Source organism: Acinetobacter sp. WCHAc060025 (assembly GCF_004209355.1).
Classification (GTDB): Bacteria; Pseudomonadota; Gammaproteobacteria; order Pseudomonadales; family Moraxellaceae; genus Acinetobacter; species Acinetobacter wuhouensis.
This window is the reverse complement of the sequence record NZ_SGSX01000010.1, coordinates 19,394-42,233: the sequence shown is the minus strand read 5'-3', so window position 1 is coordinate 42,233 and position 22,840 is coordinate 19,394. Positions and strand designations below refer to the sequence as shown.

The window sequence follows — 22,840 nt, the reverse complement described above, 5'->3', positions numbered from 1 at the left end:
AGAGAATGGCTCTATAAGAGAATGCAATTGATTGATATACAATGTGATTACTGAAGAAGGCTATTAATTTAATAAAGCTACTTACTCAACGAAGCTTTCACTTGATCTTGAATGCTTGTGGTTTTGCGACCAATCAAATTTTCTAAATCGTTACTGTCACTAAACATTGCACCTTTTGCTGTTTGTACATCCGCATCCACAATCACTTCGACCAATCCTACAGGAAGCCCAGCTTCTGTTAATGCTTTGCTATAGTCATTTGCGCTGATGTTTTGATATTGCACGGATTTACCTGTAGCTAAACCAATAAATTGTGCTAAATCGGTAAGGGTAAAACTGGTTGAACCAGCCAATTCATAGATTTTATTTTCATGAGCATTTGAAGTTAGAACTTTGGCAGCAGCTTCTGCATAATCCTGACGAGAGGCTGAATTGATTTGCCCATTTTCAGCACTGCCATAAAGTGTTCCAACATCGGCAGTATGTTGAACATTCGCAAGATAATTTTCGCTGTACCAATTATTACGCAAGAAGGTGTAGTGCAAACCGCTTTGTTGGATCAGCGCTTCTGTTTCACGATGCTCTTGCGCCAATCCTAATGGGTTTTTATCCGCATTGAGTAAACTGGTATAAGCAATATAAGGCACATTTGAGGCAACTGCTGCTTCAATCACAGCTTTGTGCTGTGGCGTACGACGACCAATTTCATTGGCTGAGATGAGCAATAATTTATCAATTCCAACGAGAGCAGGTGCGAGCGTTTCAGGTTGATCATAGTCGAATAATCGTAACTCAATGCCTTGTTGTTTGAGTGATTCAGCTTTTTTAAGATCTCGTACTAAGGCGATAATATTATTTGCTTCAACTTGTTTAAGTAATTCTTGAATAACCAAATGTCCGAGTTGACCTGTAGCACCTGTGATTGCAATTTTCATCATTTCACCTTTATCCATATTAAAATTGGATGTTTTTTAAACTTGATGCTATTATCTTAATTGTTAAACTTACCAAATGTAAGTACATACCTAAAAGTAAGCTTATAACTGAGCGGAGAGAATTGATGAGCATCTATGCTTCAAGTCATTTGATTGGACAAGTTTTATCCAGTGAATGTCCTTCACGAGAGATATTGGAACACCTTACCAGTAAATGGTCAGTATTGGTTTTGCGTTGTTTGAGTGATGGTGTGCTACGTTTTAGTGAGTTGCGTAATCGTATTGAAGGCGTGAGTGAGAAAATGCTGGCTCAGACCTTAAAAGTGTTAGAGCAAGATGGCTTTGTTTTACGTACAGTTTATCCCGAAGTTCCACCTAGAGTAGAGTATCAGCTTACGATTTTGGGTGCGCAAGCTGCTGAAAAGTTAAATTATTTAATCGGATGGATTGAGCGTAGTTTGCCTGATATTTTAGAAAATAAGCAAAGACTAGCCAAATAAGCTGTTTGAAAATTTAAGCTTTAAATGATTCATGATGGCTTAAATTAGTCAGTCATAAGCTATGCGTGCTTAATAAAAGCCCTAGATGCTAAATGGAATGATATTACCATCTGAAAATCATTGTTAGGGCAAATACTTAATCAATATCATTGCAATATACAATTTACTGTAATGCAAATTACAGGAATTATATTTATTCCTAAATGTTAATTACTTAGTGTTAAGTTTAGGCTTTGATTTTAAATACATTAAACCAGTGAAGATTGCACCAATCGTCGCCAAGAACATATCTTTATGTGCATCCCAAATGTCGCCTTGCTGACCATTATAGTTTTCAGCTTCTTCAGGTGATAAGCCGATTGCGATCCACCATTCTATCCATTCATAAAATAAACTGGTTGCCATGACAAATTGAATCACCAATAAAAATAATACTTTAGGTTTTAAACTTGGTAACCAAACTTGGAAAAGGCGATAGAAAAATGGATAAAGGAATAATCCATAGAAAAAATGCACAAAACGGTCGAACATATTCCGTGTCCAACCCATAGCCTGATTTAAATCAAAACCTAAATATTTGATTGCCCAATCATTATAAGGCACATAGGAATAGAGATAATGCGCTGCAATCACGTGAATAATTAAAAAACCAATATAAAGTGCAAATGAAGAAAAATTCAGCCCGATTTTTTTTAAGCAGTAGAATAGGGCTATGAGCATCAATACTGTACCAATTTGATGCAACATATAGGATGGAAATTCTAAAGGATTGATACTCGCTAAAATAATGGCAATTGCGAGTACAGCAAGCACTATCCAATGCTTTTGAGTAAGAGAATGGTAAATCATTAAGTATTTTTTCTTAAATTTATTGTCAGCATTGTAATCAAAATATAAACAAAATGCGAAATTTTAAACCTTATATTTCGAGTGTTAAATATTCTAAATAGGTTATTACAAACTTATTTTGTATGTGGTTTAACCACTTTTAGCAACCAATCTAAGTTTTTAGCAATCGAATCTATTACACTGTATTTTTTTTGAAGTTAGGGATTAGGCGTGGCTTTGATTGAAGCATTTGAGGCAAAACAAAATTGTTATTTTAATTATGATTTTGAAGAGTTGTATCAATTGACAGATGATTTTCCTGAAGAGTTCTCTGTATCTTTACGTGGCATGTTGTATCGTCATGAAATCCAATATCCTGATGTGACGTATTATATTTATTTCAGTGATATTTTAACGGGTGAAGAACTCGAAAAAATGAAAGCGGATTGGATGCGTTATTGTCCGATGTCTTAGTTTCAAAATCAATAACTGATATACACATTTGAAAAATGAAGTATTTCTGTTCAAATTGTATTAATATTTCTCAGCGGAGTCTTGCGTCAAAAGTTTTGATTTAGGGACTTGCCTTCGGCTCGACCTACTTTTTTTTCGGAAAAAGTAGGCAAAACCATTGTCATCCACAAAACTCGTCCACTACCGTCAAAATATCGTATACATCGCAGAAACATATCTAATTAAAAGTAGTCTGGCCTCAAACACTTGTGGATGACGTTATCGCGTATCCAATTTTATCTAGAAACAACAGTACTTTTTATGTTACTGCGTCACATCGGTTAATAATATTTATAAAAATCCAATAAAAAAACGAAGCCGAAGCTTCGTTTTTTTATTTTAAACGGGTTTAAAAGTTAGATTTTAGAAATTAAATCTTTGATTTGTTTTGCTTGTTCAGCAGCATTACCTGTATATGTTGCAGGTGTCATTTCGGCTAAACGAGCACGGTCAGCAGCAGGAACGGCTTCAAGCTCGTTACCATTGACGAAATCAACCATCATGTCACGTGTCATTGCTTGACCACGAGTCAATGCTTTTAATTTTTCATAAGGTTTTTCAACGTTATAACGACGCATAACAGTTTGAATCGGTTCAGCTAAAACTTCTTGAGCATGATCAAGATCTTCAAGAATACGAGCAGCATTCAATTCAAGTTTACCAATGCCTTTTAAGCACGCTTCAAAAGCGATTAAGCTTTGTGCCAAACCAACACCCATGTTACGAAGCACAGTAGAGTCAGTTAAGTCACGTTGCCAACGAGAAATTGGTAATTTTTCGCCAAGGTGTGCAAGTACAGCATTCGCAATACCCAAGTTACCTTCAGAGTTTTCGAAGTCAATTGGGTTTACTTTATGTGGCATAGTTGAAGAACCCACTTCGCCATCTTTCAAACGTTGTTTGAAGAAACCAAGTGAGATATAGCCCCAAACGTCACGATTAAAGTCGATCAATACTGTGTTGAAGCGACGTAAAGCATCGAACATTTCAGCGATATAATCGTGTGGTTCGATTTGAGTGGTGTACGGGTTGAATGTTAAACCTAAAGATTCAACAAATGCTTGTGAGTGCGCAGGCCAGTTGATTTCAGGGTAAGCAGAGTAGTGTGCATTGTAGTTACCTACAGCACCGTTAATTTTGCCCAATAATTCAACTTGGTTGAATTGTTTGATTTGGCGAGCTAAACGGTAAGCCACGTTCGCCATTTCTTTACCCAAAGTTGTTGGGCTTGCAGTTTGACCATGTGTGCGAGACAACATTGGTTGTTCTGCATGAGTTTCAGCCAAAGCAGCAATCGCATCCACGATTTGTTGCATAGACTCAACCAGAACAGCACGACCATTTTTCAACATTAAAGCATGTGAAAGGTTGTTGATGTCTTCAGACGTACATGCAAAGTGAATGAATTCGCCCGCATTTTTAAGTTCTGCGATATCAGCAATTTGTTCTTTCAAGAAGTATTCAACTGCTTTTACGTCATGGTTGGTTGTGCGTTCAATTTCTTTAATGCGGTTGGCATTGTCTTCTGAGAAGTTTGCAACAATTGCATCTAAAGCAGCATTGGTTTCTGCTGAAAATGCAGGAACTTCAGTGATTTCAGGACGGTTAGCAAGCGCTTGTAACCAACGCACTTCAACTGTCACACGAGCATGGATTAAACCAAACTCAGAGAGGAAAGGACGGAGTGCATCACATTTGCTAGCATAGCGTCCATCTAATGGAGAAAGTGCGGTTAAAGCGTTCATAAAGATTCCCTAAACTTTGGAATTAAACGTAAAACTGAAAAAACTGTATTGAACATCAGTTATACAACCTGATATTGAAGTCGAGCAAGATCTTGAATATCTTGAAGAAGTTTACGCTTGCTAAAGATCATGTTCCATGAACTTCCACCAAGCTGACGCCAAAGATGCGCCATTTGTAAACCTGTAAATAAGCTGGCACGAATGCGATTGGTATGTGACGAATCTTTAAATGCTTCTGCATTACCACGGACGAGAATGCGTGGATTGATTTGACCTGCGGTATCTACATAGGTCTGCGCTAAATTGGCAATAATACTTGGATGTAAATAATTATGATCAAAAAATGACAATTGCTTTAATATTTTTTGTTGGGATTGCTCAATGATTTCTACAAATTTCGGATTGCTATACACCTTTTTTTCTAAAGCCAAAAGTGACATGGCATAAGACATAGGTAATTTTGCATTGGCAAGTTTAGGAATTCGAGATTTTGGTGATGTTGAAAAAGGTTGGGTAATGCTACTTTCTAAGGTTTTTAAACCCAGTGAAATATCAGCAAGTTGATGAAAAAAATCTAATGTTTGTGCTGATTTATTATCGGAAGGGCGGATATTTAAGCTGGCTTTTATGAGTTGTTCAAAATAAAAATTACCACTTTCACCAATACTTTGACGACCTGTCATTGCAGTCATGTGCGTCAGCTGTGTTGCTTGGAACACAGCTGCTAACGCCAAAGCTTTGTTTTGGCGTTGATTCAAAGTTTGAGGCTGTTGAAAGGGCAACTCAACCATGCCTAAATTCCTTTAAATAAATTGCAATGATTAACACGTCTTTATTCAATAAAGCTATTTAATAAACTCATTCAATAAAATCAGGTTTTGGTGCATTGGTATGATGAATCACCCCGCCACCTAAACAAACTTCATCGACATAGAACACAACACTTTGTCCAGGTGTAACAGCACGTTGTGGTTCATCAAATTCAACACGAACACCATTTGGTGCATCAGTATCTTTATAAATTGTACATGCTTGATCAGGTTGACGGTAACGAGTTTTAGCCGCGCATCGGAAACCTGTTTCAGGAATCGCTTGCTCGCCTGCAACCCAGTCAATCGCTTCAGACCATAACACGGTACTTTGCATCAATGGATGCTCATGACCTTGACCAATCACGAGGCGATTATTTTCAATATCCTTATGTAGAACAAACCAAGCACCTTCTTCAGCACCTTTAAGTCCACCTAAGCCGATACCGCCACGTTGACCGAGCGTATAGTACATTAAGCCATGATGTTCACCAACCTCTTTTCCTGTATCTAGGACAATTTTTCCAGGTTGAGCGGGTAAATATTGTTTTAAGAAGTCATTAAAGCGACGTTCACCGATAAAACAAATACCTGTTGAATCTTTTTTCTTGGCTGTGATTAAACCTAATTCTTCCGCAATTTTACGCACTTCAGGTTTTTCAATTTCACCGACAGGGAACAAGGTTTTGCTAATTTCACGACCATGCACTGCATGCAGGAAATAGGTTTGGTCTTTATTATTATCTACACCACGAAGCAATGGCGCATATTCCTCACCACGTGAATTGGTTGCAGTTTCACCACGACGGCAATAATGCCCAGTTGCGATAAAGTCAGCACCTAAGTTCACCGCATGATCGAGGAATGCACGGAATTTGATTTCTTTATTACAGAGAATATCTGGATTCGGTGTACGACCTGCTGCATATTCAGCAAGGAAATGTTCAAAGACACGATCCCAATATTCCATCGCAAAGTTTGCTGTATGGAGTTTGATGCCAATTTTGTCGCAAACCGCTTGCGCATCCGCAAGATCTTCCATTGCCGTACAGTATTCTGTGCCGTCATCTTCTTCCCAGTTTTTCATGAAAAGTCCTTCAACTTGATAACCTTGTTGAAGAAGTAGTGCGGCAGAAACAGATGAATCTACACCACCAGACATACCGACGATGACACGTTGTTGCATAGGACTAGGCATCCAAATTTGAAATTAAAGGAGAATTTTGGTGCTCATAAACGAGCGAAAGCGGGTATTTTTGCCCAGAAAGTGCATCTTGTACAGCTTTAATCACCAATGGACTGCGTGCGCGTGCAGATTCTACTAATTCTTCAAGCGTCATCCACTTTGGACCAATAATTCCTGTATCCAGTTCTGCTTCTGGAAAATATTCAAGCACATGGGCTAAAAAGCAAAATCTAAAATAGGTACGATCTGGAAACATCGGCGGGGTATAGGTATAGATTCCGAGTAATGAATCGACCGCTACTGCATGTCCAGTTTCTTCCATTGTTTCACGAATTGCTGCTTGGATGATAGATTCACCACATTCCACATGCCCCGCAGGTTGATTGAACACTGTGTGTGTCACACCTTCGGTATGTTCTTCTACAAAAAGAAATTTTCCGTCTTTTTCGACGACAGTCGCGACAGTAACATGAGGTGTCCAAGTGGTCATAACCAGCACCGTGGGAAATAAAGCGATATTCTACAAAATTTTAGACGTGGTGGCTATGGTGGATATTTCCTATTCACATTGATCAGTATATTTTTAAATCACAATATAAATCAGTTATTAAAGAATTTGGTTTAGTTTTTATTAAATTTTATATTAGATTAATTAAATTAAAAATTTAAATAATTCATATACTTGTAGTTTAACGTGTGATAAAAAATACTCATACTGGAGTATTTTATGAAAATTAATAGATATTTATGTTTTTCACTGGGTATTCTTTTAAGCCAAGTGACTTTTTCGGGTGAGTTATCAGAATCGTTACAAGGTTCACCGAAGCTGAATGTCAATCTATATGCGTTTGCTGCGGATGTAGATGGAAAGATCAGTAAAGGTAAAGTGAATTATGATGTAGATCAGCCTTTTAAAGAAACTTTAAAAGATTTAGATCGTTCTTTTATGGGACATGTGGATCTAAGCAAAGGCAAATGGGGAATTTATGCAGATCTACAAAAAGTAGAAACATCACAAGAAAAAAGTGTCATGCATATTCCTATAGCATTGGGGACGAAATTAGATCAGCGCAGTTATGGCATTTACTACCAAGCTTATATTTCACCTGAAAAGACAGCAAAAAACCAAGCAAAACTTATTGTTGAACCTACAGTGGGTACACATAGAACAAAAGCAGAAGCAACACTCGTTGTTCTCAATCAAGGGATTGATGTTCATGCAACTTGGGATGAGTTCTTTTGGGGTTCACGCTTTAAATATAATTTTGACTCATTGTGGAATTTAGCTTCAGAAGTGACTTTTGGTAGTGAAAATACCATTTCTGCACAAGCTTATATCGGGTATCGAATTCCAGTTTTAAGCCGCGATTTAAATCTCAGAGCGGGCTATCGTTATTTTGAACAAGACTATAAATCGGATCATTTTCATTGGGACATTCGTCAACATGGACCAGTCATCGGTATAAATTTACCTATTTTCTGAGAGGGACTGAAGTATGAATAATGCGCTAAAAAAAGTATTGTTTGCAGCAGGGCTTATGGTTGCTGCAGAAGTCGCGACGGCTTGTACACGCGTTGTCTATTTGGGCAATAATGATGTAATGACAGCACGTTCTATGGATTGGAAGAGCGATGTCGGAACAAATCTATGGATTTTGCCAAGCAATGTAAAGCGTACAGGTATGGCAGGACCACATTCCATCCAATGGACGTCTAAGTACGGTAGTGTTATTGCAACAGGCTACGATATTTCCACAACAGATGGTGTCAATGAGAAAGGTTTAGTTGCAAACTTATTGTGGTTGGTCGAGTCTGAATATCCAGATGTAAATAAGAATAAAAAACCACCGTTAAGTATTTCATTATGGGCACAATATGTCTTGGACAATTATGCAACTGTGAATGAAGCGATTGCAGCACTTGAGAAAGAACCTTTTATGGTTGTGACCGATCAAGTGCCTGGTGAAAAGCGTTTAGCGACCTTGCATCTATCTATTTCTGATTCAACTGGTGATAGTGCAATTATTGAATATATTAATGGACAACAAGTGATTCATCACAACAAAAAATATCAAGTGATGACGAACTCGCCGACTTTTGATCAGCAATTGGCATTGAATACCTATTGGAAACAAATTGGTGGTACAACCATGTTGCCTGGTACGAACCGTGCAGCAGATCGCTTTGCAAGAGCGTCATTCTATATCAATGCTATTCCAAAAGATGCAACACCGGAACACTCTTTAGCGAGTGTATTCAGTGTGATACGTAATACCTCAGTACCGTTTGGATTAAATACTGAAGAGGAACCGAATATTTCTTCAACTCGTTGGCGTACTGTGGTTGACCATAAGCGCGGTTTATATTTCTTTGAATCTGCTGTATCACCAAACGTATTTTGGGTAGACTTAAAAGATATAGATTTTAAAGATGGTAAAACCAAAAAACTGGAGTTAGGTGTCGATCAAGCGAAAGTCTATGCGGGTAAGGCAAACTCTTCGTTTAAAGTGACTCAACCCTTTAAGTTTTTGGGCATCCAATAGGACATCAACATGATCAATAAACTTTGGTATATTCCGCTAGCTGCGCTGCTTATCACAGGTTGTGCATCAAATTCGGTTAACAACACATCAAATTTGGGTACTCAAGGACTGTTAATTTGTCAGCCGAATGAAATTTGTCCAATCGTTACTGTGGTTTGGAACGAAGCGCACAAAGATATTTTAAAAGTGAAGCTGAGTTTAAATAGTGCTTATACGAAATATAATATTGAAAAAGTTGTATTTAGTGATGGTGTGAAAAGCCATTCATTTAATGCAATTGGACCAACTGAAATTGATTTTGCGTTCAAGGCGAATCGTTCACGTAATAGTGTATTAGTGCCAGTGAATGTGATGGCTGATTTTAGAGGCTCTCAAAGTGTATTTATGGAGATTCATACCGATCAAGGCGTAATTACGCGATACTTATTGAAAGATAATGTGAAAGCTCCTGTATTTGAAGAGCTGAGCAAATATTATAAAGTTTCGAAATAATGAATTGAGCAAGATCAAGTCATTTGATCATGTTTAAGTGTGCAATTTCATTGTATGTAATGGAATTGCACACCACCTAAAATAAAAATAGTTCGTCTGTTTATACAATTTTTAATATATCTTAATGTTTTGAAGCTTAAGTCTTTTTTTGTTCAAGCATTCATGTTGCATGATTTTAATCATGTTGGCTTTGGGGTGAATCATTAAAAATAGTAGATTATTTCAAAAAGTGTATTGAAATTTGGACAATCAATCCGCATCTTAATAAAAAAGCATTTAATCAATATTTAAGAGAATACAAATTCTATGTTATTTCATTTACCTAAAGCGCCTGCTGAGATTCGTATCAGTCATTTAAATGCCCGAATCAATGAGCAAAGAAAAAGAATCGCGCAGACTACTGCATCTAAGTTAGAGCTTTTGCAACTCACGCAACAGCTTGTAAAAGAAGCACGCGCGCGTAAAAAGAACAATCAAAAAATTTATATCCTAGATTTTAAAGGTGATGTTCAAGCTTCTGCGGTTGAAAATTTACGTGAAGAAATCACGCTGATTTTAGCGACTGCAAAAGCAGGGCGTGATCGTGTTGTGGTACGTTTAGAAAGTCCAGGCGGTATGGTGCATGGTTATGGCTTGGCAGCAGCACAATTGGTACGTTTACGTGATGCAGGATTTAACTTAACTATTTGCGTAGATAAAGTAGCTGCGAGTGGCGGTTATATGATGGCGTGTATTGCCAATGAAATCGTTTCAGCACCCTTTGCTGTCGTAGGTTCTATTGGTGTGGTTGCACAGCTACCGAATTTCAATCGTTTACTGAAAGAACATCATGTTGATTTTGAGCTTTATACAGCAGGTCAATTCAAACGTACTGTGACCATGTTTGGTGAAAACACCGAAGAAGGTAAAGCCAAATTTGAAGAAGAATTACAACAAACCCATCAGCTCTTCAAACATTTTGTGGAAAAATATCGTCCGCAATTGAATGTTGAAAAAGTAGCAACAGGTGAGCACTGGTATGGTGAAGATGCGCGTGAATTAAACCTTGTCGATAAATTACAAACTTCGGATGAGTACTTACTTAGCCTATTGCCACAACATGATGTGTATGTGATTCAAACTCGTCGTAAACCAACTTTAGGTGAAAAGTTAGGGCTACAAGCTGCTCAAATAGCAGATGCTTTGATTCCATCAGTAGTGAATAAGTTAATGAATGAAGTGACGAAATTAAATTCATCATTGCCGATGTTTAAAGACAATAAATTTTAATGATTGATTGAAAAGTTGATCGTAAATGAAAGAGTAGGTTAATTGCCTACTCTTTTTTTATATAAATTTCTTCACTTCAAAACACCTTATTGACAAAATTGCCCGAAAAAACTGACCTTATGCGGTCATGACAAGTGTTAAAAAAATGATTAGCATGCTTGTGATCATAAAATCAAAAACTCGGATACAAAGGAATATAGAAAATGTTGGCATATGATGCAGATTTAGAATTATTTAGAGATAACTTTAAACGCTTTATGAGCGAAAACATTGCACCACATTATGAGCAATGGGAAAAAGAAGGCTTGATGCCACGTTCAGTCTGGACGCAATTGGGTGAAAATGGTTTCCTTTGTGTCGATGTGCCTGAAGAATATGGTGGTTATGGCGTACCTACAGAGTATTCTTTGATGCTGATCGAAGAATCAGCACGTGCAGGCTATGGCGCTTTATCTACCGCGATTTCTTGCCATTCTGAAATTGCAGCGCCATACATTCTACATATTGCCAATGAAGAGCAAAAACAGTATTGGTTACCGAAAATGGTGGCAGGTGAAGTCGTAGGTGCGATTGGCATGACTGAACCAGGTGCGGGTTCAGATTTACAAGGTATGCGTTCATCGGCAATTCTAAATGGCGACCATTATTTACTTAATGGTTCGAAAACCTTTATTTCAAATGGCCAACATGCAGATTTAGTGGTATTGGCTGCGAAAACTGATCCGCAAGCACGTGCTAAAGGTGTTTCACTTCTACTTGTAGATACACATTTGGAAGGCTTTAAAAAGGGTACGAACTTAGACAAGATCGGTTTACATTCTCAAGATACTTCTGAATTGTTCTTTGATAATGTCAAAGTACCAGCTAACCAGTTATTAGGTAACGCAGGGCAAGGCTTTGCGTATTTGATGCAAGAATTACCTCGTGAGCGTACAGCGATTGCTGCAACAGCTTTGGGTGCGATTCGTGGTGCGATTGATGTGACAACGCAATATGTACAAGAGCGTCAAGCTTTTGGTCAAAAAGTGAGTTCATTCCAAAATACTCGTTTTGTCATGGCACAAGCGAAAATTGACGAGTTAGCAACGGCTGCATTCTATAACCAAAACTTAGCTTTATATAAAGAAGGCAAATTGGATGTAGAAACTGCGGCAGCATTGAAAAGTTTTAGCTCAGATATGCAAATGAAAGTGATTGATAGCTTACTGCAATTATTTGGTGGTTATGGCTATATGACTGAATATCCAATTTCACGTTTCTTTGTGGATGCGCGCATTCAGCGTATTTATGGCGGAACCAATGAAATCATGAAAGAAATTGTTGCGCGTGGTGTTTTAGGGCGTTGATTGAAAGAAATGGATAGAAGTTATTTTTAATCCCCCTCATCCTAACCTTCTCCCAAAGGGAGAAGGGACTTTCAATACTGATTTTTTGTTTATTTATATTCACTTAAAGTTCAAGCTTTGATAAAGAACGCTACTTCTAAGCCCTTAAAACCGTTAAACATTCACGAATAAAAATAGGTAATTCTTGGGTAGAGCGTGAAGAAATATATAAGTTATTGTCATTTACCACATCACGGTCAAAAATCACCGCACCTGCATTTTTTAACTCTTGAATCATAGTTTCGATAGACGTCAGTCTACGTCCAATGGCAATTTGTGCATCAATCAGTAAATGCGGGCTATAGCAGGAAAGGAAAATCGGTTTCTGTGCATTGGCAAAACAACGTAAATAATCAATAAAACGTTCATCTTTTTTAAGATGGTAAGGGGATTGACCACCTGGAATCATCAGCGCATCAAAATCTCTGACTGAAATATCATCAATACTTAAATCAATACTGACCGAAGATTTACGCTGTTGGCTATAAACAATATTGCCTGCTTGTTTTTCGATATTACGTACAGAATGACTTGCCGCCCGAAAGGCTTCGACGGGATGATGATATTCGGCATCTTCGAAGTCATGGGTGATGAGAACAGCGATTCTTTTATTCATATTTTATGACTCGATCTGCACGTTATTCTATTTATCATAAATCTCAATGAATAATTTTCTATAGGGGCTTTGTAAACTGCTTTATCTTGTGGGTGACATTACTTTAAACATTATTTTCAGATGAAGAGTAGAGCTGCTTAAAAGCAAGATAAAAGCAGTATTGTACAACAAATTCGCCTGAACTATTGTTATACTGTGGACGGTTTAAAATTTAAACCGCTTGTGATTCCAGACTTTTAAAAGGGCGATATATCAATGATCAACGATGATCAAAACACGACTTCTCTCGATCTTGCTCAAATCCGTGAAGATATTGACTCAGTAGATCAGCAACTTCAACAACTGATCAACCGCCGTGCGCGTTTGGCTGAAGCAGTTGCAAAAGCAAAATTTGCCGCAGAAGAGAACCCGTTGTTTTATCGTCCTGAACGCGAAGCACAGGTGTTACGTAATGTGATGGAGCGCAATGAAGGCCCATTGTCAGATACCACGATGGCACGTTTGTTCCGTGAAATTATGTCTGCATGCTTGGCACTTGAAGCACCGCAAAGCATTGCGTTCTTAGGTCCAGTTGGTACATATACGCATTCAGCAGTGCTGAAACACTTTGGTCAAGATGCTGTGGTTCGTCCATTGCCAACCATTGACGAAGTGTTCCGTGAAGTGGAAGCGGGCAGTGCGCACTATGGTTTAGTGCCTGTTGAAAACTCATCTGAAGGTGTGGTTAACCATACTTTGGATTGTTTTAAAGCATCGCATTTAAATGTGATTGGTGAAGTTGAATTGCGTATTCATCACCAATTCCTGATTTCTTCAAATACCCGTAAAGACAGCATTAAACAGATTTACGCGCATCAACAAACCCTTGCACAATGTCGTAAATGGCTTGATGCACATTATCCAGGTGTAGAGCGTGTTGCACTTAGCTCAAATGCTGAAGCGGCGCGCCGTATCCGCAATGAATGGCATTCTGCTGCGATCGCATCGGATGTTGCGGCAAGCATTTATGATTTAGAAATTTTACACGGCAACATTGAAGACAATCCTGAAAATACCACACGTTTCCTTGTGATTGGTCGTGAGAAAATTCCACAAAGTGGTAATGATAAGACTTCATTGCTTATTTCTGCGCATGATCGTGCAGGGGCGTTATTGGAAATTCTTGCACCATTTGCAAAACATCAAATCAGCTTAACCAGTATTGAAACCCGTCCTGCATTGCCTGAGAAATGGGCTTATGTGTTCTTCATCGACCTTGAAGGTCATGTGGAACAGGATAATGTCAAAGCGGCGATTGAAGAAATTCGTCCGTTGGTCAAAGAAGTGCGTGTTTTAGGTTCTTATCCTGCTGCTGTACTTTAAGTTGTTGTGAAATAGAGGGATATAGAACTCATCATGTCACAACCTGTTTTAAAAGATCAAAAAATGTTTAAAAAAGTGGCATTTATCGGCTTGGGCTTAATCGGCTCAAGTTTGGCACGTGTCATGATTGCTGAACATTTAGCTGAAAATATTGTCGCATCTACACGTTCTAAAAAAACTTTGGAAGATGCTAAAGCTTTGGGCATTATTTCTGAGGGTTTTAGTGATCCTGCTGAAGCGGTGAAAGATGCAGATTTAGTTGTATTGGCATTGCCTGTACGTGCGACGCAAAAGGCTTTGGAAAGTATCAAACCGTATTTGTCTGAAAATGTCATCATTACTGATGTAGGGAGTACTAAAGGTAATGTCGTCGATGCAGCCAAAGCAGTGTTTGGTGAAAACTTACCCGTAGGTTTTGTTCCAGGACATCCGATTGCAGGCGCTGAACATACAGGTGTACATGCAGGTAAAGTCGATTTATTTGCCAATCATAAAGTGATTCTGACGCCATTACCAAGCAGTGCAGATTGGGCAGTCGAAAAACTGATTCAACTGTGGCAAACCGCTAAAGCGGAAGTGATCTGTATGGATGTTGATAAGCACGATGAAGTGCTTGCGCATACCAGTCATTTACCGCATCTGATGGCGTTTAACTTGGTTGAACAACTTGCCAATCGTGAAGATAATCTCGATATTTTCCGTTATGCCGCAGGTGGTTTTCGTGATTTCTCTCGGATTGCCGCCAGTGATCCGCAGATGTGGCACGATATTTTCTTTGCCAATAAAAAAGCTATTCTCAACGCTGTAGATGGTTTTGAAGCTCAACTCGCAACATTGCGCCAACTCATTGAAAATGAAGATTCACAGGCATTGATGGGACTGCTTGGACATGCGCAAGCCGCACGTCAGCATTTCAATCACATGCTCGCCAATAAACCTTTGATGGAGAAAAATAAGGTGACACAACAATTTACCATTTTGCCAGGTGAGAAGACATTTAAAGGTAAATTTACCGTGCCAGGTGACAAATCAGTGTCACATCGTTCCATCATGTTTGGGGCGATTGCGGAAGGAACAACGCATGTGACAGGTTTCCTTGAAGGTGAAGATGCTTTGGCAACTTTACAGGCGTTCCGTGATATGGGCGTAAGCATTGAAGGACCTAAAAATGGCGAAGTGACCATTCATGGTGTTGGAATCAATGGTTTAAAAGCACCGAAAACAGCGTTGTATATGGGCAATTCAGGTACATCCATGCGTCTGCTTTCAGGCATGTTGTCTGCACAGCAATTTGATTCTGTGATGACAGGTGATGCGTCATTGTCTAAACGTCCGATGGAACGTATTGCCAAGCCTTTACGTGAAATGGGCGCGCAGATTCAAAGTACAGGTGAACGTGGTACACCGCCGATTTCGATCACAGGTGCGCAAGCGCTGAAAGGCATTCATTATGATTTGCCAATGGCATCGGCTCAGGTGAAATCAGGCATTTTACTTGCAGGTTTGTGGGCAGAAGGTGAAACCTCTGTAACTGAACCTGAACCGACTCGTGACCATACTGAGCGTATGCTTCGTGCATTTGGTTACGATGTCAAAACTGAAGGTAACCGTATTTCACTGCAAGGAGGTGGAAAATTAGTCGGTACTGAGATTCAAGTGCCTTCTGATATTTCATCAGCAGCATTCTTTATGGTGGGTGCAGCAATTACTGAGGGTTCAGATGTAACACTTGAAGCGGTAGGAATTAACCCAACGCGTACAGGTGTGATTGAAATCCTCAAGCAAATGGGTGCGGATTTAACGGTTGAAAATGAACGCATTGCAGGCGGTGAACCGATTGCAGATATTCGTATTCGTGGTAGCCGTACATTGAAAGGTATTCACATGCCTGAAGACCAAGTGCCTTTAGCGATTGATGAATTTCCTGCATTGTTTATTGCTGCGGCATGTGCCGAAGGTCAAACCATTTTGACAGGTGCTGCTGAACTACGTGTCAAAGAATCTGACCGTATCCAAGTGATGGCTGATGGCTTAAAAACTATGGGCATCGACTGCACACCAACTGATGATGGCATTATCATCGAAGGTAAAGGTAAATCAGGCGAGTGGGGCGCAATCTTCACGGGTGGTGAAATTGAGTCACATCATGACCACCGTATTGCGATGAGCTTCTCAATGGCAGGTCTGCGTAATTCAGAAGAAATTAAAATTGTTGGTACTGAAACAGTGGCAACAAGTTTCCCGACATTTACTCAACTTGCAACGCAAGCGGGTTTAAACATTCAAGTGGATGAATAACTGCTGACTGAGTAATTGGTCTAATTTTTGTATATTTGTTCGACAACAGCCAAGCTTTTGCTTGGCTGTTTTGTTTTTATTGCTTATTCTAAAACCATACAACTATAAAGCCTTTTGGATGAAGCAATGAGAACATTACAATTTACTGCAAACTGTGAAAATCATATTAAAAATGATGCTCAGGGCAATGCATGTCATGTCACTCAAGCCTATGTGACAGACTTATTATCGACACAACTTGCTGAATATGGTTTTAAAGCTGAATCAACAAGTTCAGAAGAAAACTTAGCAGTAAGTGTGGAAAATCATCCGATTGGTTTAGGTGTGAATTGTCGTTTAAATGATGATGGACTTTTGACTTGTCAAATTTCAGCACATGCTGATGAAGAACAAGTATGGTTTAAAAAGATTGCGACACAAAGTATGATCAAACAATTAGCAAACGCAGTAGAGAATACTTTAAAAAAAGATGAAGCATTTAGCGGCTTTGAATGGAAAGTTTAGACAAAATTAGTTTTGGAATGGCAACTTAAATTTGCCATTCCATTCACATATAAAATTAATCAATACGCTTTAAAATTATTCTACTTTTAACCACGTCTGACTACGACCAACAGCAGAAACTCCTAAATAACCGCGTAAAAATAGCTTCTTCCCATTTGGGCTTACACGACCTTTGAGGCGGTAAATTTTACCTGAAACAGGGTCAATGATTCGTCCATCTGTATAATTCACTAGATCCGTTGTTTTTAAACCTGAGATCACTTGCATTCCAATGATGGGTTTATTGGTATAAGGTGCAGGGCAGTTGGTACAAAATTCTTTTGGGGTATAACCTGGACGTGGTGTGGATTTTAGTGCCGTGCCAGAAAATGTACCATTACTTTGCTTTTCGATTTTCACCAGACCTTTGGCTTCACCAGTTTTATCATCAATGTAGCGCCATGTCCCTGTGATATCGTCTGCATATGCAATTGAACTGATACATACGATTGCCAATGTCCCAATAAGAGTTTTCATTATTCCCTACACCTAAGTTAAAATATTTTAATTGCATTAAAAATAGTTAAGATATTGATTATATAACTAAAGATGGATAATTTTATTCGCATAAAACGCCAATAATGAATGAATAATCAGTTGAAATAGCAAGTAATGCTTGAGATTTTAGACAATAAAGAAAAGCCTTTTAAACATTTCTAATTATGATTGATAAGCTAAATTAAAGTGAGTGCTATACACAAACACTCACTTTGAAAATATTATTTAAATTCTCGAATTTTATTTCACAATTGATAAATTTTTGAATCATCTCTGCTTGGGTTTTGGTATGTTCACTAATGATTTGAGCTGTAAATTCACCACCTTGACCTAAAGCCATTGGTAGAAGGAGTTGGTCAGCTAGATATTCATCTGCAATTGCTTCAGTTGCTAAATAAGCTTTTACTTCTTTGGCTAAATCATGCGCAACTTTCTCTGCACTTTTCTTCATTTCACCTAAGGCTGAAAAGACTTGTTGGTGGTGTTCATAGTTAAGCACCACGAAAGCCGTATTTCCCTGACTAATACCTTGGAAATTTAATCGCTTACGATTGTTTAAATCCAATTTATTATGCAAAACTTCAAGTTCTCGATCTGCAATATTACTTGGAATATTTAAAGCCGATGCATAGCCATTTATTTCAATCAATTTACCACGATCTAAAGCTGTATATTTGGTCTGTTTTGCCCAAGGATGAATTGTTGCATTGATCTGACCTGCTCCAATTGGGAAAAAACCCGCACGTTCGCACTCAAAATCAATATAAATTTCTAAGCGCTGAATGGTTGGCAAAAAGCATTGTTCAATAAAATCAGCAGTTGGCGCCATTGGGTTATGTGTTCCGCCGTGGATGCTGATTTGACTGGTTTTGTCTTGCATCATCAGCACAGGCAGTAAAGTTTGTAAAACTAAAATAGTGCTACCTGCGGAACCAATTTGAAAATTGTAGTGTCCTGCTTGAACCTGTTGTGGCTGAAAATACAAGCGTTGCGAATGCAGTTCAGCACCCTCAACGGTTGCATTGCTGATACGTTGTGAGGCTTGTACACAAACCAGATGTTGGCGCATCAAGCCTGGTTTTTTTCTTCCTGCACGGATATTCACTAATTCAAAAGGAATGCCAGTGAGCATGGATAATGAAAGGGCAGTGCGGAGGATTTGTCCACCGCCTTCGCCTTGTGAGCCATCGATTCTGATGGTTTTGTTTTTTACTCTTGCATTCATATTTTTTCTTTATAAATAATTAAGGTGAACATACTGTCAGTACATGGTAGTGTTGAGTGAGTTGTAACTTTGCTTTCGCAAAGGTTTTCCTTGTACATTGTGATGGGTTGATGTGTGCTTAATTTTTTAAGCTGACCCACTCGCTCTGCAAGCCGCTACACATTATTTTCAATCCTGTGTTGTGGAGGTAGGGGATCTTGCACTCGCTCAGTATGTTCTGGTTTATTCTAAAACATAAAATTGCTTTAGAAAAAGTGAAATATATTGTCAGCACTTGGTGATGCAATGTGAATAATGACTTTGATTCACAAAGATTTAATGGGTGAATAGTGATGGATTGATTGGTGCGATTGCGCCATAAATCCACTTAGCTCATTACCCAAAAATGTTGCCTACTTTTATTTCAATCTATTTGGCATTAGATCTAGTACTCGCCCAATATATTTCGGATTTGACATAGTGAACTACATCAAAACTGTGTATGGATTGATTTAAAGCTCAAGTAAATCTACTTGCCAGTTGGTCGCTTGAATCAATACATTTAAATCTCGTAATTTGGCACTGATATCATCGGCTTGTTTTTGCAATGATGATACAGGAATCACTTTGTGCCATTTGATCTCACGGGTACTGTAACGATCAGGTTCACGGTGTGTATTGCTGATCGCAGAGGTCAAAATCTTATGACGTTCCACAAGTTCATCACGTTGCGTCAATAACGCCAGTAAAGAACGTCCATCCGTTAGTTTTGCCAAAGCATTGGTTTGATGAATCGCTAAGACTAACTTTTGTGATTCCTGCGTTAAAGCAAATACTTGCTTTAATAGCTCGTTTGGATCTTCTGATGGTTCATCACCATCTTGTACCAATACGTTTGCATTGATACGTTGTTTGAGTGAAGCGAGTTTCTTTTGTTGATCGCTTCGTAAGAGTAATGCTTCTGCAAGTTTCATTCTATTTTCCTTTTAATTTAAAATTTGTAATTGATCAAATGCCGAGTCATACATATATTGATATTCAGGTGGAATATCATTGCGTTCAACTGTTTTGGTTAGTGCATTGATCAGAATTTCATTTGTTCTTAACTCTTTAAACCATTGATTCATTGTAGAAATCAATTTTTCATTTGCAAAAGCTTGATCATAACTATCGTTCGAAAAATCGTAATGAAGCATTTGAATCAAATTAAGCAATGCTGTTGGATGATTGAAGTGTTGTTTCCATGTTTTTAATAAAGGTCGAATATCCAACCCTGCCAAATCAAACATAATGATGAACTGATCAACTGATTCAGTTTCTTCAAATTTCATTAACTGCATTTGGAAATAGCATTGTGCAAAACGTTGCATAAATTCAATTTCTTCAGCTAACCATGCATTTTTCAGTTGTATATGGCAGTTTCTGAGATTGATTTCATTGCTGTGACAAATTTTTAAATCTTGTGCTAAAAAGTCCAAAATTTTAGGTAATAAATACTTCATTTGTTGTGATATTGCATATTGATCATTTGTTTCAGCCGCATTTAAATATTGGTAAATCAAACGATGATCAAGCTGTTCTAATGGCAGAGTAAGCAGTAATTCACAATCTTCCATTGCCATACAATGCCCACAACAGGCTTCGATTTTTGAACCAATTTTATAAGAGGAAAATAATAAATATGCTTCCTCAACTAAGGCTTTTAATTCAGTTACATCATTCATTTTACTTTCCTCATTTCATTCTTTTAGCGAATATTTAAAATTACAACTTGTTGAACATGTTCATCGGGTGAATAGCCTGTACAAAATTTTGCATGTTCAATCATTTCCTTAAAACTTTCATTTTCATGCCAAGTAGTCAGAAACATTACATCATCAGGTGGATCATAATTAAACTGTTCAATAAAGCTTAAATCTAAATCCAATTCCCATTGTGAACAGTCAAAACCCCATGTCATAGCGTGATAACACTGCGCATTTTTTACAATCCAATCACAAATTGCATAATGCCATTCTTTCTCTACATTTTGACTATGAATCGCAATCACCAAAATGTATGGTGTTTGCGGTAAATCACAGAGAATCTCTTGATTGACCATTAATTCAAAAGACAAAATATTAATTTTAGAATGGCTAGTATTCATGTTTTAACCCTTCACACAAACAACCTGATTCAGTGTATAAACCACTTCCACCAAATCACTTTGCGCTTTCATCACATCTTCAATCGGTTTATATGCAGATGGAATCTCATCAATCACAGCTTCATCCTTACGACATTCCACACCTTGAGTTTGCTCAATCTGATCTTGCACAGTAAACAATTTCTTGGCAGCAGTACGGCTATGCACACGACCTGCACCGTGTGAACATGAACAAAAAGATTCCTGATTTCCTTTACCTTTGACAATAAAAGACTTCGCACCCATTGAACCCGGAATAATCCCATACTCACCCAAACGCGCACGTACAGCACCTTTACGCGTCACTAGAACTTCCTGACCGAAATGTTCTTCCTTATCGACATAATTATGATGACAATTCACCGCTTCAACTTTGGCATTAAACGGTTTATTAATAATAATCCGTAAAGCTTGCACTGCTGCTTCCATCATTAACTCACGGTTTTTCATGGCAAAACGTTGTGCCCAACCCACAGCAAACCAATAATCATCAAAATGTTCAGTTCCTTCAACCAAATAGGCTAAATCTTTATCAGGTAGGTTAATGAAATGCTTTTGCATATCTTGTCGTGCAAGCTCGATAAAATGATTTCCGATCGCATTTCCAACACCACGAGAACCTGAATGCAACATAATCCAAACCTGTTGATGTTCATCTAAACAGATTTCAACAAAGTGATTTCCAGTTCCCAAAGTTCCCAATTGTTTACGGTTATTGGTATTCTTTAAACGTGGATGTTTGGCACAAATATATTCAAAATCTGTCACCAATTCGGCCCAAACTTGATCTACACGTTCAGGTGCATTTTCCCAAGAACCTCGGTCACGACGTCCACGTCCTTTGGTCATTCCATGTGGGATTAAACGCTCAAGTTCAGTACGCAATCCATGTAAATTATCAGGTAAATCAGAAGCAGTTAATGAAGTACGTGCTGCCATCATTCCACAACCGATATCTACACCGACTGCAGCGGGAATAATCGCGCCTTTGGTTGGGATGACGCTACCAATCGTTGCACCGATTCCTACATGCACGTCAGGCATTACCGCCATCCATTTATAAATAAACGGCATTTGCGCTGTTTTTAATAATTGATCTTTCGATTTCTCATCGACAGGGACGCCTTTAGTCCACATCTTAATTGGAACACCTTTAGCATCCTGAATAATGTTATAAGCACGTTCATTCGACGCTTGTTTTTCGATTTGTTCAATTACTGACATTGTCATTGCTTTATCCTTTTTCTAAACCTGCCTGCCAAGCGGTTGCAGGCAGGTGATGTTGTTATACATCCCATGATGTATGACTCTTATATTGCAGAGAGTGTGCCAAGTTTGATATTTAATCTTAAATTAATTTATAAGTTATTAATAAATTTAAATAAAAATAAAATATTTTTTAATTTGAAAGTTTTGAATATGGGTTTTTGAATGGTTTATATATCTTTAAATATATATAAATATATATTTTTATATCTACTAAATCCTATATCTAAGGCGTATTTATCACCTGTAATGATGAGATAATAATTAATCTCACCATCAGGAAAATCTAGTTTGCTAAAGTACATGGGATGATTTGGAAATTGATAGCCGTAGCACTGAGCAATATAATCAAGTATTCGGAATGTTAGAAAACTCCTTTTGTCTTCTAGATTTTGAGTTGGTAGGTGTATATTAAGTAATAAAAATAAAGGAAATATTTTACTTTCAAGTTCACCAAGTGAAATTTGCTTTGCAGTAAATTTATATTCTTTGAAAAAATGATAATGTTTAAAAAAAATTGCTTTCTAAATCTAAACTCTCATCATATTTGATGTAGTTAGCTGTAATTAAAAATTCCCTGATTTGCCCATCTGTTTCGGAAATACCTTCTAAATATCCTGAAAGATGGCGAACTTCTCTTTTATTTAATTTCATAATTTCACA

General features: G+C 38.0%; 24 protein-coding genes. 10 read left to right on the top strand and 14 right to left on the bottom strand.

Annotated elements, in window-relative coordinates:
• Positions 1-77: 77 nt before the first annotated feature.
• Positions 78-935 (bottom strand): SDR family oxidoreductase, encoded by an 858-nt coding sequence (locus EXE09_RS09910; protein WP_130117154.1) that lies wholly within the window; start codon positions 933-935, stop codon positions 78-80.
• A 125-nt stretch (positions 936-1,060) separates the two neighbouring features.
• Between EXE09_RS09910 and EXE09_RS09905 the strand changes: the two genes are divergently transcribed.
• Positions 1,061-1,435, top strand: coding sequence for a winged helix-turn-helix transcriptional regulator (locus EXE09_RS09905; protein ID WP_068972798.1), 375 nt, complete (start codon positions 1,061-1,063; stop codon positions 1,433-1,435).
• 210 nt (positions 1,436-1,645) lie between these two features.
• Here EXE09_RS09905 and EXE09_RS09900 read toward each other — a convergent pair whose 3' ends face one another.
• A complete protein-coding gene (locus EXE09_RS09900) occupies positions 1,646-2,284 on the bottom strand; it encodes a DUF2238 domain-containing protein (protein ID WP_130117153.1) in 639 nt (212 codons plus the stop codon).
• A 210-nt stretch (positions 2,285-2,494) separates the two neighbouring features.
• On the opposite strand from EXE09_RS09900, the gene EXE09_RS09895 reads away from it, so the two are divergent.
• Entirely contained in the window at positions 2,495-2,737 is a 243-nt protein-coding gene (locus EXE09_RS09895) for a hypothetical protein (RefSeq protein ID WP_130117152.1), read from the top strand.
• A 395-nt stretch (positions 2,738-3,132) separates the two neighbouring features.
• Here EXE09_RS09895 and purB read toward each other — a convergent pair whose 3' ends face one another.
• The 4 genes from purB to EXE09_RS09870 form a co-directional block, all read right to left on the bottom strand.
• Positions 3,133-4,521, bottom strand: coding sequence for an adenylosuccinate lyase (gene purB, locus EXE09_RS09885; RefSeq protein WP_111858760.1), 1,389 nt, complete (start codon positions 4,519-4,521; stop codon positions 3,133-3,135).
• A 59-nt stretch (positions 4,522-4,580) separates the two neighbouring features.
• Positions 4,581-5,312 carry a high frequency lysogenization protein HflD gene (gene hflD, locus EXE09_RS09880; protein ID WP_068972802.1) on the bottom strand — a complete coding sequence of 244 codons (732 nt, stop codon included), beginning with the start codon at positions 5,310-5,312 and terminating at the stop codon, positions 4,581-4,583.
• 67 nt (positions 5,313-5,379) lie between these two features.
• Positions 5,380-6,516 (bottom strand): tRNA 2-thiouridine(34) synthase MnmA, encoded by a 1,137-nt coding sequence (mnmA, locus tag EXE09_RS09875; RefSeq protein ID WP_130117151.1) that lies wholly within the window; start codon positions 6,514-6,516, stop codon positions 5,380-5,382.
• Positions 6,517-6,520: 4 nt separating this feature from the next.
• Complete coding sequence (locus tag EXE09_RS09870) at positions 6,521-7,006, bottom strand: NUDIX hydrolase (RefSeq protein WP_130117150.1); 486 nt, start codon at positions 7,004-7,006, stop codon at positions 6,521-6,523.
• A gap of 237 nt (positions 7,007-7,243) precedes the next feature.
• Between EXE09_RS09870 and EXE09_RS09865 the strand changes: the two genes are divergently transcribed.
• From EXE09_RS09865 to EXE09_RS09845, 5 genes are all read left to right on the top strand, one after another.
• Positions 7,244-7,999 (top strand): hypothetical protein, encoded by a 756-nt coding sequence (locus EXE09_RS09865; protein ID WP_130117149.1) that lies wholly within the window; start codon positions 7,244-7,246, stop codon positions 7,997-7,999.
• Between the two features lie 13 nt (positions 8,000-8,012).
• Entirely contained in the window at positions 8,013-9,059 is a 1,047-nt protein-coding gene (locus EXE09_RS09860; RefSeq protein WP_130117148.1) for a linear amide C-N hydrolase, read from the top strand.
• 9 nt (positions 9,060-9,068) lie between these two features.
• On the top strand, positions 9,069-9,551 hold the full coding sequence (locus EXE09_RS09855; protein ID WP_068972807.1) for a hypothetical protein: 483 nt from the start codon (positions 9,069-9,071) through the stop codon (positions 9,549-9,551).
• Between the two features lie 306 nt (positions 9,552-9,857).
• The gene (gene sohB / locus EXE09_RS09850; protein WP_130117147.1) at positions 9,858-10,820 is read left to right on the top strand and encodes a protease SohB; all 963 of its coding nucleotides are present in this window, start codon (positions 9,858-9,860) and stop codon (positions 10,818-10,820) included.
• Positions 10,821-11,023: 203 nt separating this feature from the next.
• Positions 11,024-12,166, top strand: coding sequence for an acyl-CoA dehydrogenase family protein (locus EXE09_RS09845; protein ID WP_068972809.1), 1,143 nt, complete (start codon positions 11,024-11,026; stop codon positions 12,164-12,166).
• A 136-nt stretch (positions 12,167-12,302) separates the two neighbouring features.
• On the opposite strand, the gene EXE09_RS09840 is transcribed toward EXE09_RS09845, so the two are convergent.
• Positions 12,303-12,821 (bottom strand): DJ-1/PfpI/YhbO family deglycase/protease, encoded by a 519-nt coding sequence (locus EXE09_RS09840; protein WP_130117146.1) that lies wholly within the window; start codon positions 12,819-12,821, stop codon positions 12,303-12,305.
• A gap of 255 nt (positions 12,822-13,076) precedes the next feature.
• Between EXE09_RS09840 and pheA the strand changes: the two genes are divergently transcribed.
• The 3 genes from pheA to EXE09_RS09825 all read left to right on the top strand — a co-directional run bounded on the left by pheA (position 13,077) and on the right by EXE09_RS09825 (position 16,985).
• On the top strand, positions 13,077-14,183 hold the full coding sequence (gene pheA, locus EXE09_RS09835; RefSeq protein ID WP_068972811.1) for a prephenate dehydratase: 1,107 nt from the start codon (positions 13,077-13,079) through the stop codon (positions 14,181-14,183).
• Between the two features lie 33 nt (positions 14,184-14,216).
• Entirely contained in the window at positions 14,217-16,481 is a 2,265-nt protein-coding gene (locus EXE09_RS09830) for a bifunctional prephenate dehydrogenase/3-phosphoshikimate 1-carboxyvinyltransferase (protein ID WP_130117145.1), read from the top strand.
• A 126-nt stretch (positions 16,482-16,607) separates the two neighbouring features.
• Positions 16,608-16,985, top strand: coding sequence for a hypothetical protein (locus EXE09_RS09825; protein WP_068972813.1), 378 nt, complete (start codon positions 16,608-16,610; stop codon positions 16,983-16,985).
• A 75-nt stretch (positions 16,986-17,060) separates the two neighbouring features.
• Here the strand turns inward: EXE09_RS09825 and EXE09_RS09820 are convergent, their stop codons facing one another.
• From EXE09_RS09820 to EXE09_RS18800, 7 genes are all read right to left on the bottom strand, one after another.
• Entirely contained in the window at positions 17,061-17,501 is a 441-nt protein-coding gene (locus tag EXE09_RS09820; RefSeq protein ID WP_068972814.1) for a DUF2147 domain-containing protein, read from the bottom strand.
• A gap of 214 nt (positions 17,502-17,715) precedes the next feature.
• Positions 17,716-18,747, bottom strand: coding sequence for an RNA 3'-terminal phosphate cyclase (gene rtcA / locus EXE09_RS09815; RefSeq protein WP_068972815.1), 1,032 nt, complete (start codon positions 18,745-18,747; stop codon positions 17,716-17,718).
• A gap of 491 nt (positions 18,748-19,238) precedes the next feature.
• Complete coding sequence (locus EXE09_RS09810; protein ID WP_087554025.1) at positions 19,239-19,700, bottom strand: DIP1984 family protein; 462 nt, start codon at positions 19,698-19,700, stop codon at positions 19,239-19,241.
• Positions 19,701-19,712: 12 nt separating this feature from the next.
• Positions 19,713-20,450: a hypothetical protein gene (locus EXE09_RS09805; protein ID WP_130117144.1), complete on the bottom strand. Its 738-nt coding sequence runs from the start codon at positions 20,448-20,450 to the stop codon at positions 19,713-19,715.
• Positions 20,451-20,473: 23 nt separating this feature from the next.
• On the bottom strand, positions 20,474-20,872 hold the full coding sequence (locus tag EXE09_RS09800) for a hypothetical protein (protein WP_130117143.1): 399 nt from the start codon (positions 20,870-20,872) through the stop codon (positions 20,474-20,476).
• 3 nt (positions 20,873-20,875) lie between these two features.
• Positions 20,876-22,135, bottom strand: coding sequence for an RtcB family protein (locus tag EXE09_RS09795; RefSeq protein WP_130117231.1), 1,260 nt, complete (start codon positions 22,133-22,135; stop codon positions 20,876-20,878).
• Positions 22,136-22,684: 549 nt separating this feature from the next.
• Positions 22,685-22,831, bottom strand: coding sequence for a hypothetical protein (locus tag EXE09_RS18800; protein WP_162994939.1), 147 nt, complete (start codon positions 22,829-22,831; stop codon positions 22,685-22,687).
• Positions 22,832-22,840 lie beyond the last annotated feature (9 nt).

Excerpts from the sequence above, each read along its gene's own strand:
- EXE09_RS09870 (WP_130117150.1), bottom strand. The coding sequence starts at position 7,006 with ATGACCACTTGGACACCTCATGTTACTGTCGCGACTGTCGTCGAAAAA.
- pheA (WP_068972811.1), top strand. The coding sequence starts at position 13,077 with ATGATCAACGATGATCAAAACACGACTTCTCTCGATCTTGCTCAAATC.
- EXE09_RS09805 (WP_130117144.1), bottom strand. The coding sequence starts at position 20,450 with ATGAATGATGTAACTGAATTAAAAGCCTTAGTTGAGGAAGCATATTTA.
- purB (WP_111858760.1), bottom strand. The coding sequence starts at position 4,521 with ATGAACGCTTTAACCGCACTTTCTCCATTAGATGGACGCTATGCTAGC.
- EXE09_RS09800 (WP_130117143.1), bottom strand. The coding sequence starts at position 20,872 with ATGAATACTAGCCATTCTAAAATTAATATTTTGTCTTTTGAATTAATG.
- rtcA (WP_068972815.1), bottom strand. The coding sequence starts at position 18,747 with ATGAATGCAAGAGTAAAAAACAAAACCATCAGAATCGATGGCTCACAA.
- EXE09_RS09860 (WP_130117148.1), top strand. The coding sequence starts at position 8,013 with ATGAATAATGCGCTAAAAAAAGTATTGTTTGCAGCAGGGCTTATGGTT.
- EXE09_RS09830 (WP_130117145.1), top strand. The coding sequence starts at position 14,217 with ATGTCACAACCTGTTTTAAAAGATCAAAAAATGTTTAAAAAAGTGGCA.
- EXE09_RS09820 (WP_068972814.1), bottom strand. The coding sequence starts at position 17,501 with ATGAAAACTCTTATTGGGACATTGGCAATCGTATGTATCAGTTCAATT.
- EXE09_RS09795 (WP_130117231.1), bottom strand. The coding sequence starts at position 22,135 with ATGTCAGTAATTGAACAAATCGAAAAACAAGCGTCGAATGAACGTGCT.
- EXE09_RS09810 (WP_087554025.1), bottom strand. The coding sequence starts at position 19,700 with ATGAAACTTGCAGAAGCATTACTCTTACGAAGCGATCAACAAAAGAAA.
- mnmA (WP_130117151.1), bottom strand. The coding sequence starts at position 6,516 with ATGCAACAACGTGTCATCGTCGGTATGTCTGGTGGTGTAGATTCATCT.
- EXE09_RS09865 (WP_130117149.1), top strand. The coding sequence starts at position 7,244 with ATGAAAATTAATAGATATTTATGTTTTTCACTGGGTATTCTTTTAAGC.
- hflD (WP_068972802.1), bottom strand. The coding sequence starts at position 5,312 with ATGGTTGAGTTGCCCTTTCAACAGCCTCAAACTTTGAATCAACGCCAA.
- EXE09_RS09845 (WP_068972809.1), top strand. The coding sequence starts at position 11,024 with ATGTTGGCATATGATGCAGATTTAGAATTATTTAGAGATAACTTTAAA.
- EXE09_RS09905 (WP_068972798.1), top strand. The coding sequence starts at position 1,061 with ATGAGCATCTATGCTTCAAGTCATTTGATTGGACAAGTTTTATCCAGT.
- EXE09_RS09855 (WP_068972807.1), top strand. The coding sequence starts at position 9,069 with ATGATCAATAAACTTTGGTATATTCCGCTAGCTGCGCTGCTTATCACA.
- EXE09_RS09825 (WP_068972813.1), top strand. The coding sequence starts at position 16,608 with ATGAGAACATTACAATTTACTGCAAACTGTGAAAATCATATTAAAAAT.
- EXE09_RS09910 (WP_130117154.1), bottom strand. The coding sequence starts at position 935 with ATGAAAATTGCAATCACAGGTGCTACAGGTCAACTCGGACATTTGGTT.
- EXE09_RS09840 (WP_130117146.1), bottom strand. The coding sequence starts at position 12,821 with ATGAATAAAAGAATCGCTGTTCTCATCACCCATGACTTCGAAGATGCC.
- EXE09_RS09900 (WP_130117153.1), bottom strand. The coding sequence starts at position 2,284 with ATGATTTACCATTCTCTTACTCAAAAGCATTGGATAGTGCTTGCTGTA.
- EXE09_RS18800 (WP_162994939.1), bottom strand. The coding sequence starts at position 22,831 with ATGAAATTAAATAAAAGAGAAGTTCGCCATCTTTCAGGATATTTAGAA.
- sohB (WP_130117147.1), top strand. The coding sequence starts at position 9,858 with ATGTTATTTCATTTACCTAAAGCGCCTGCTGAGATTCGTATCAGTCAT.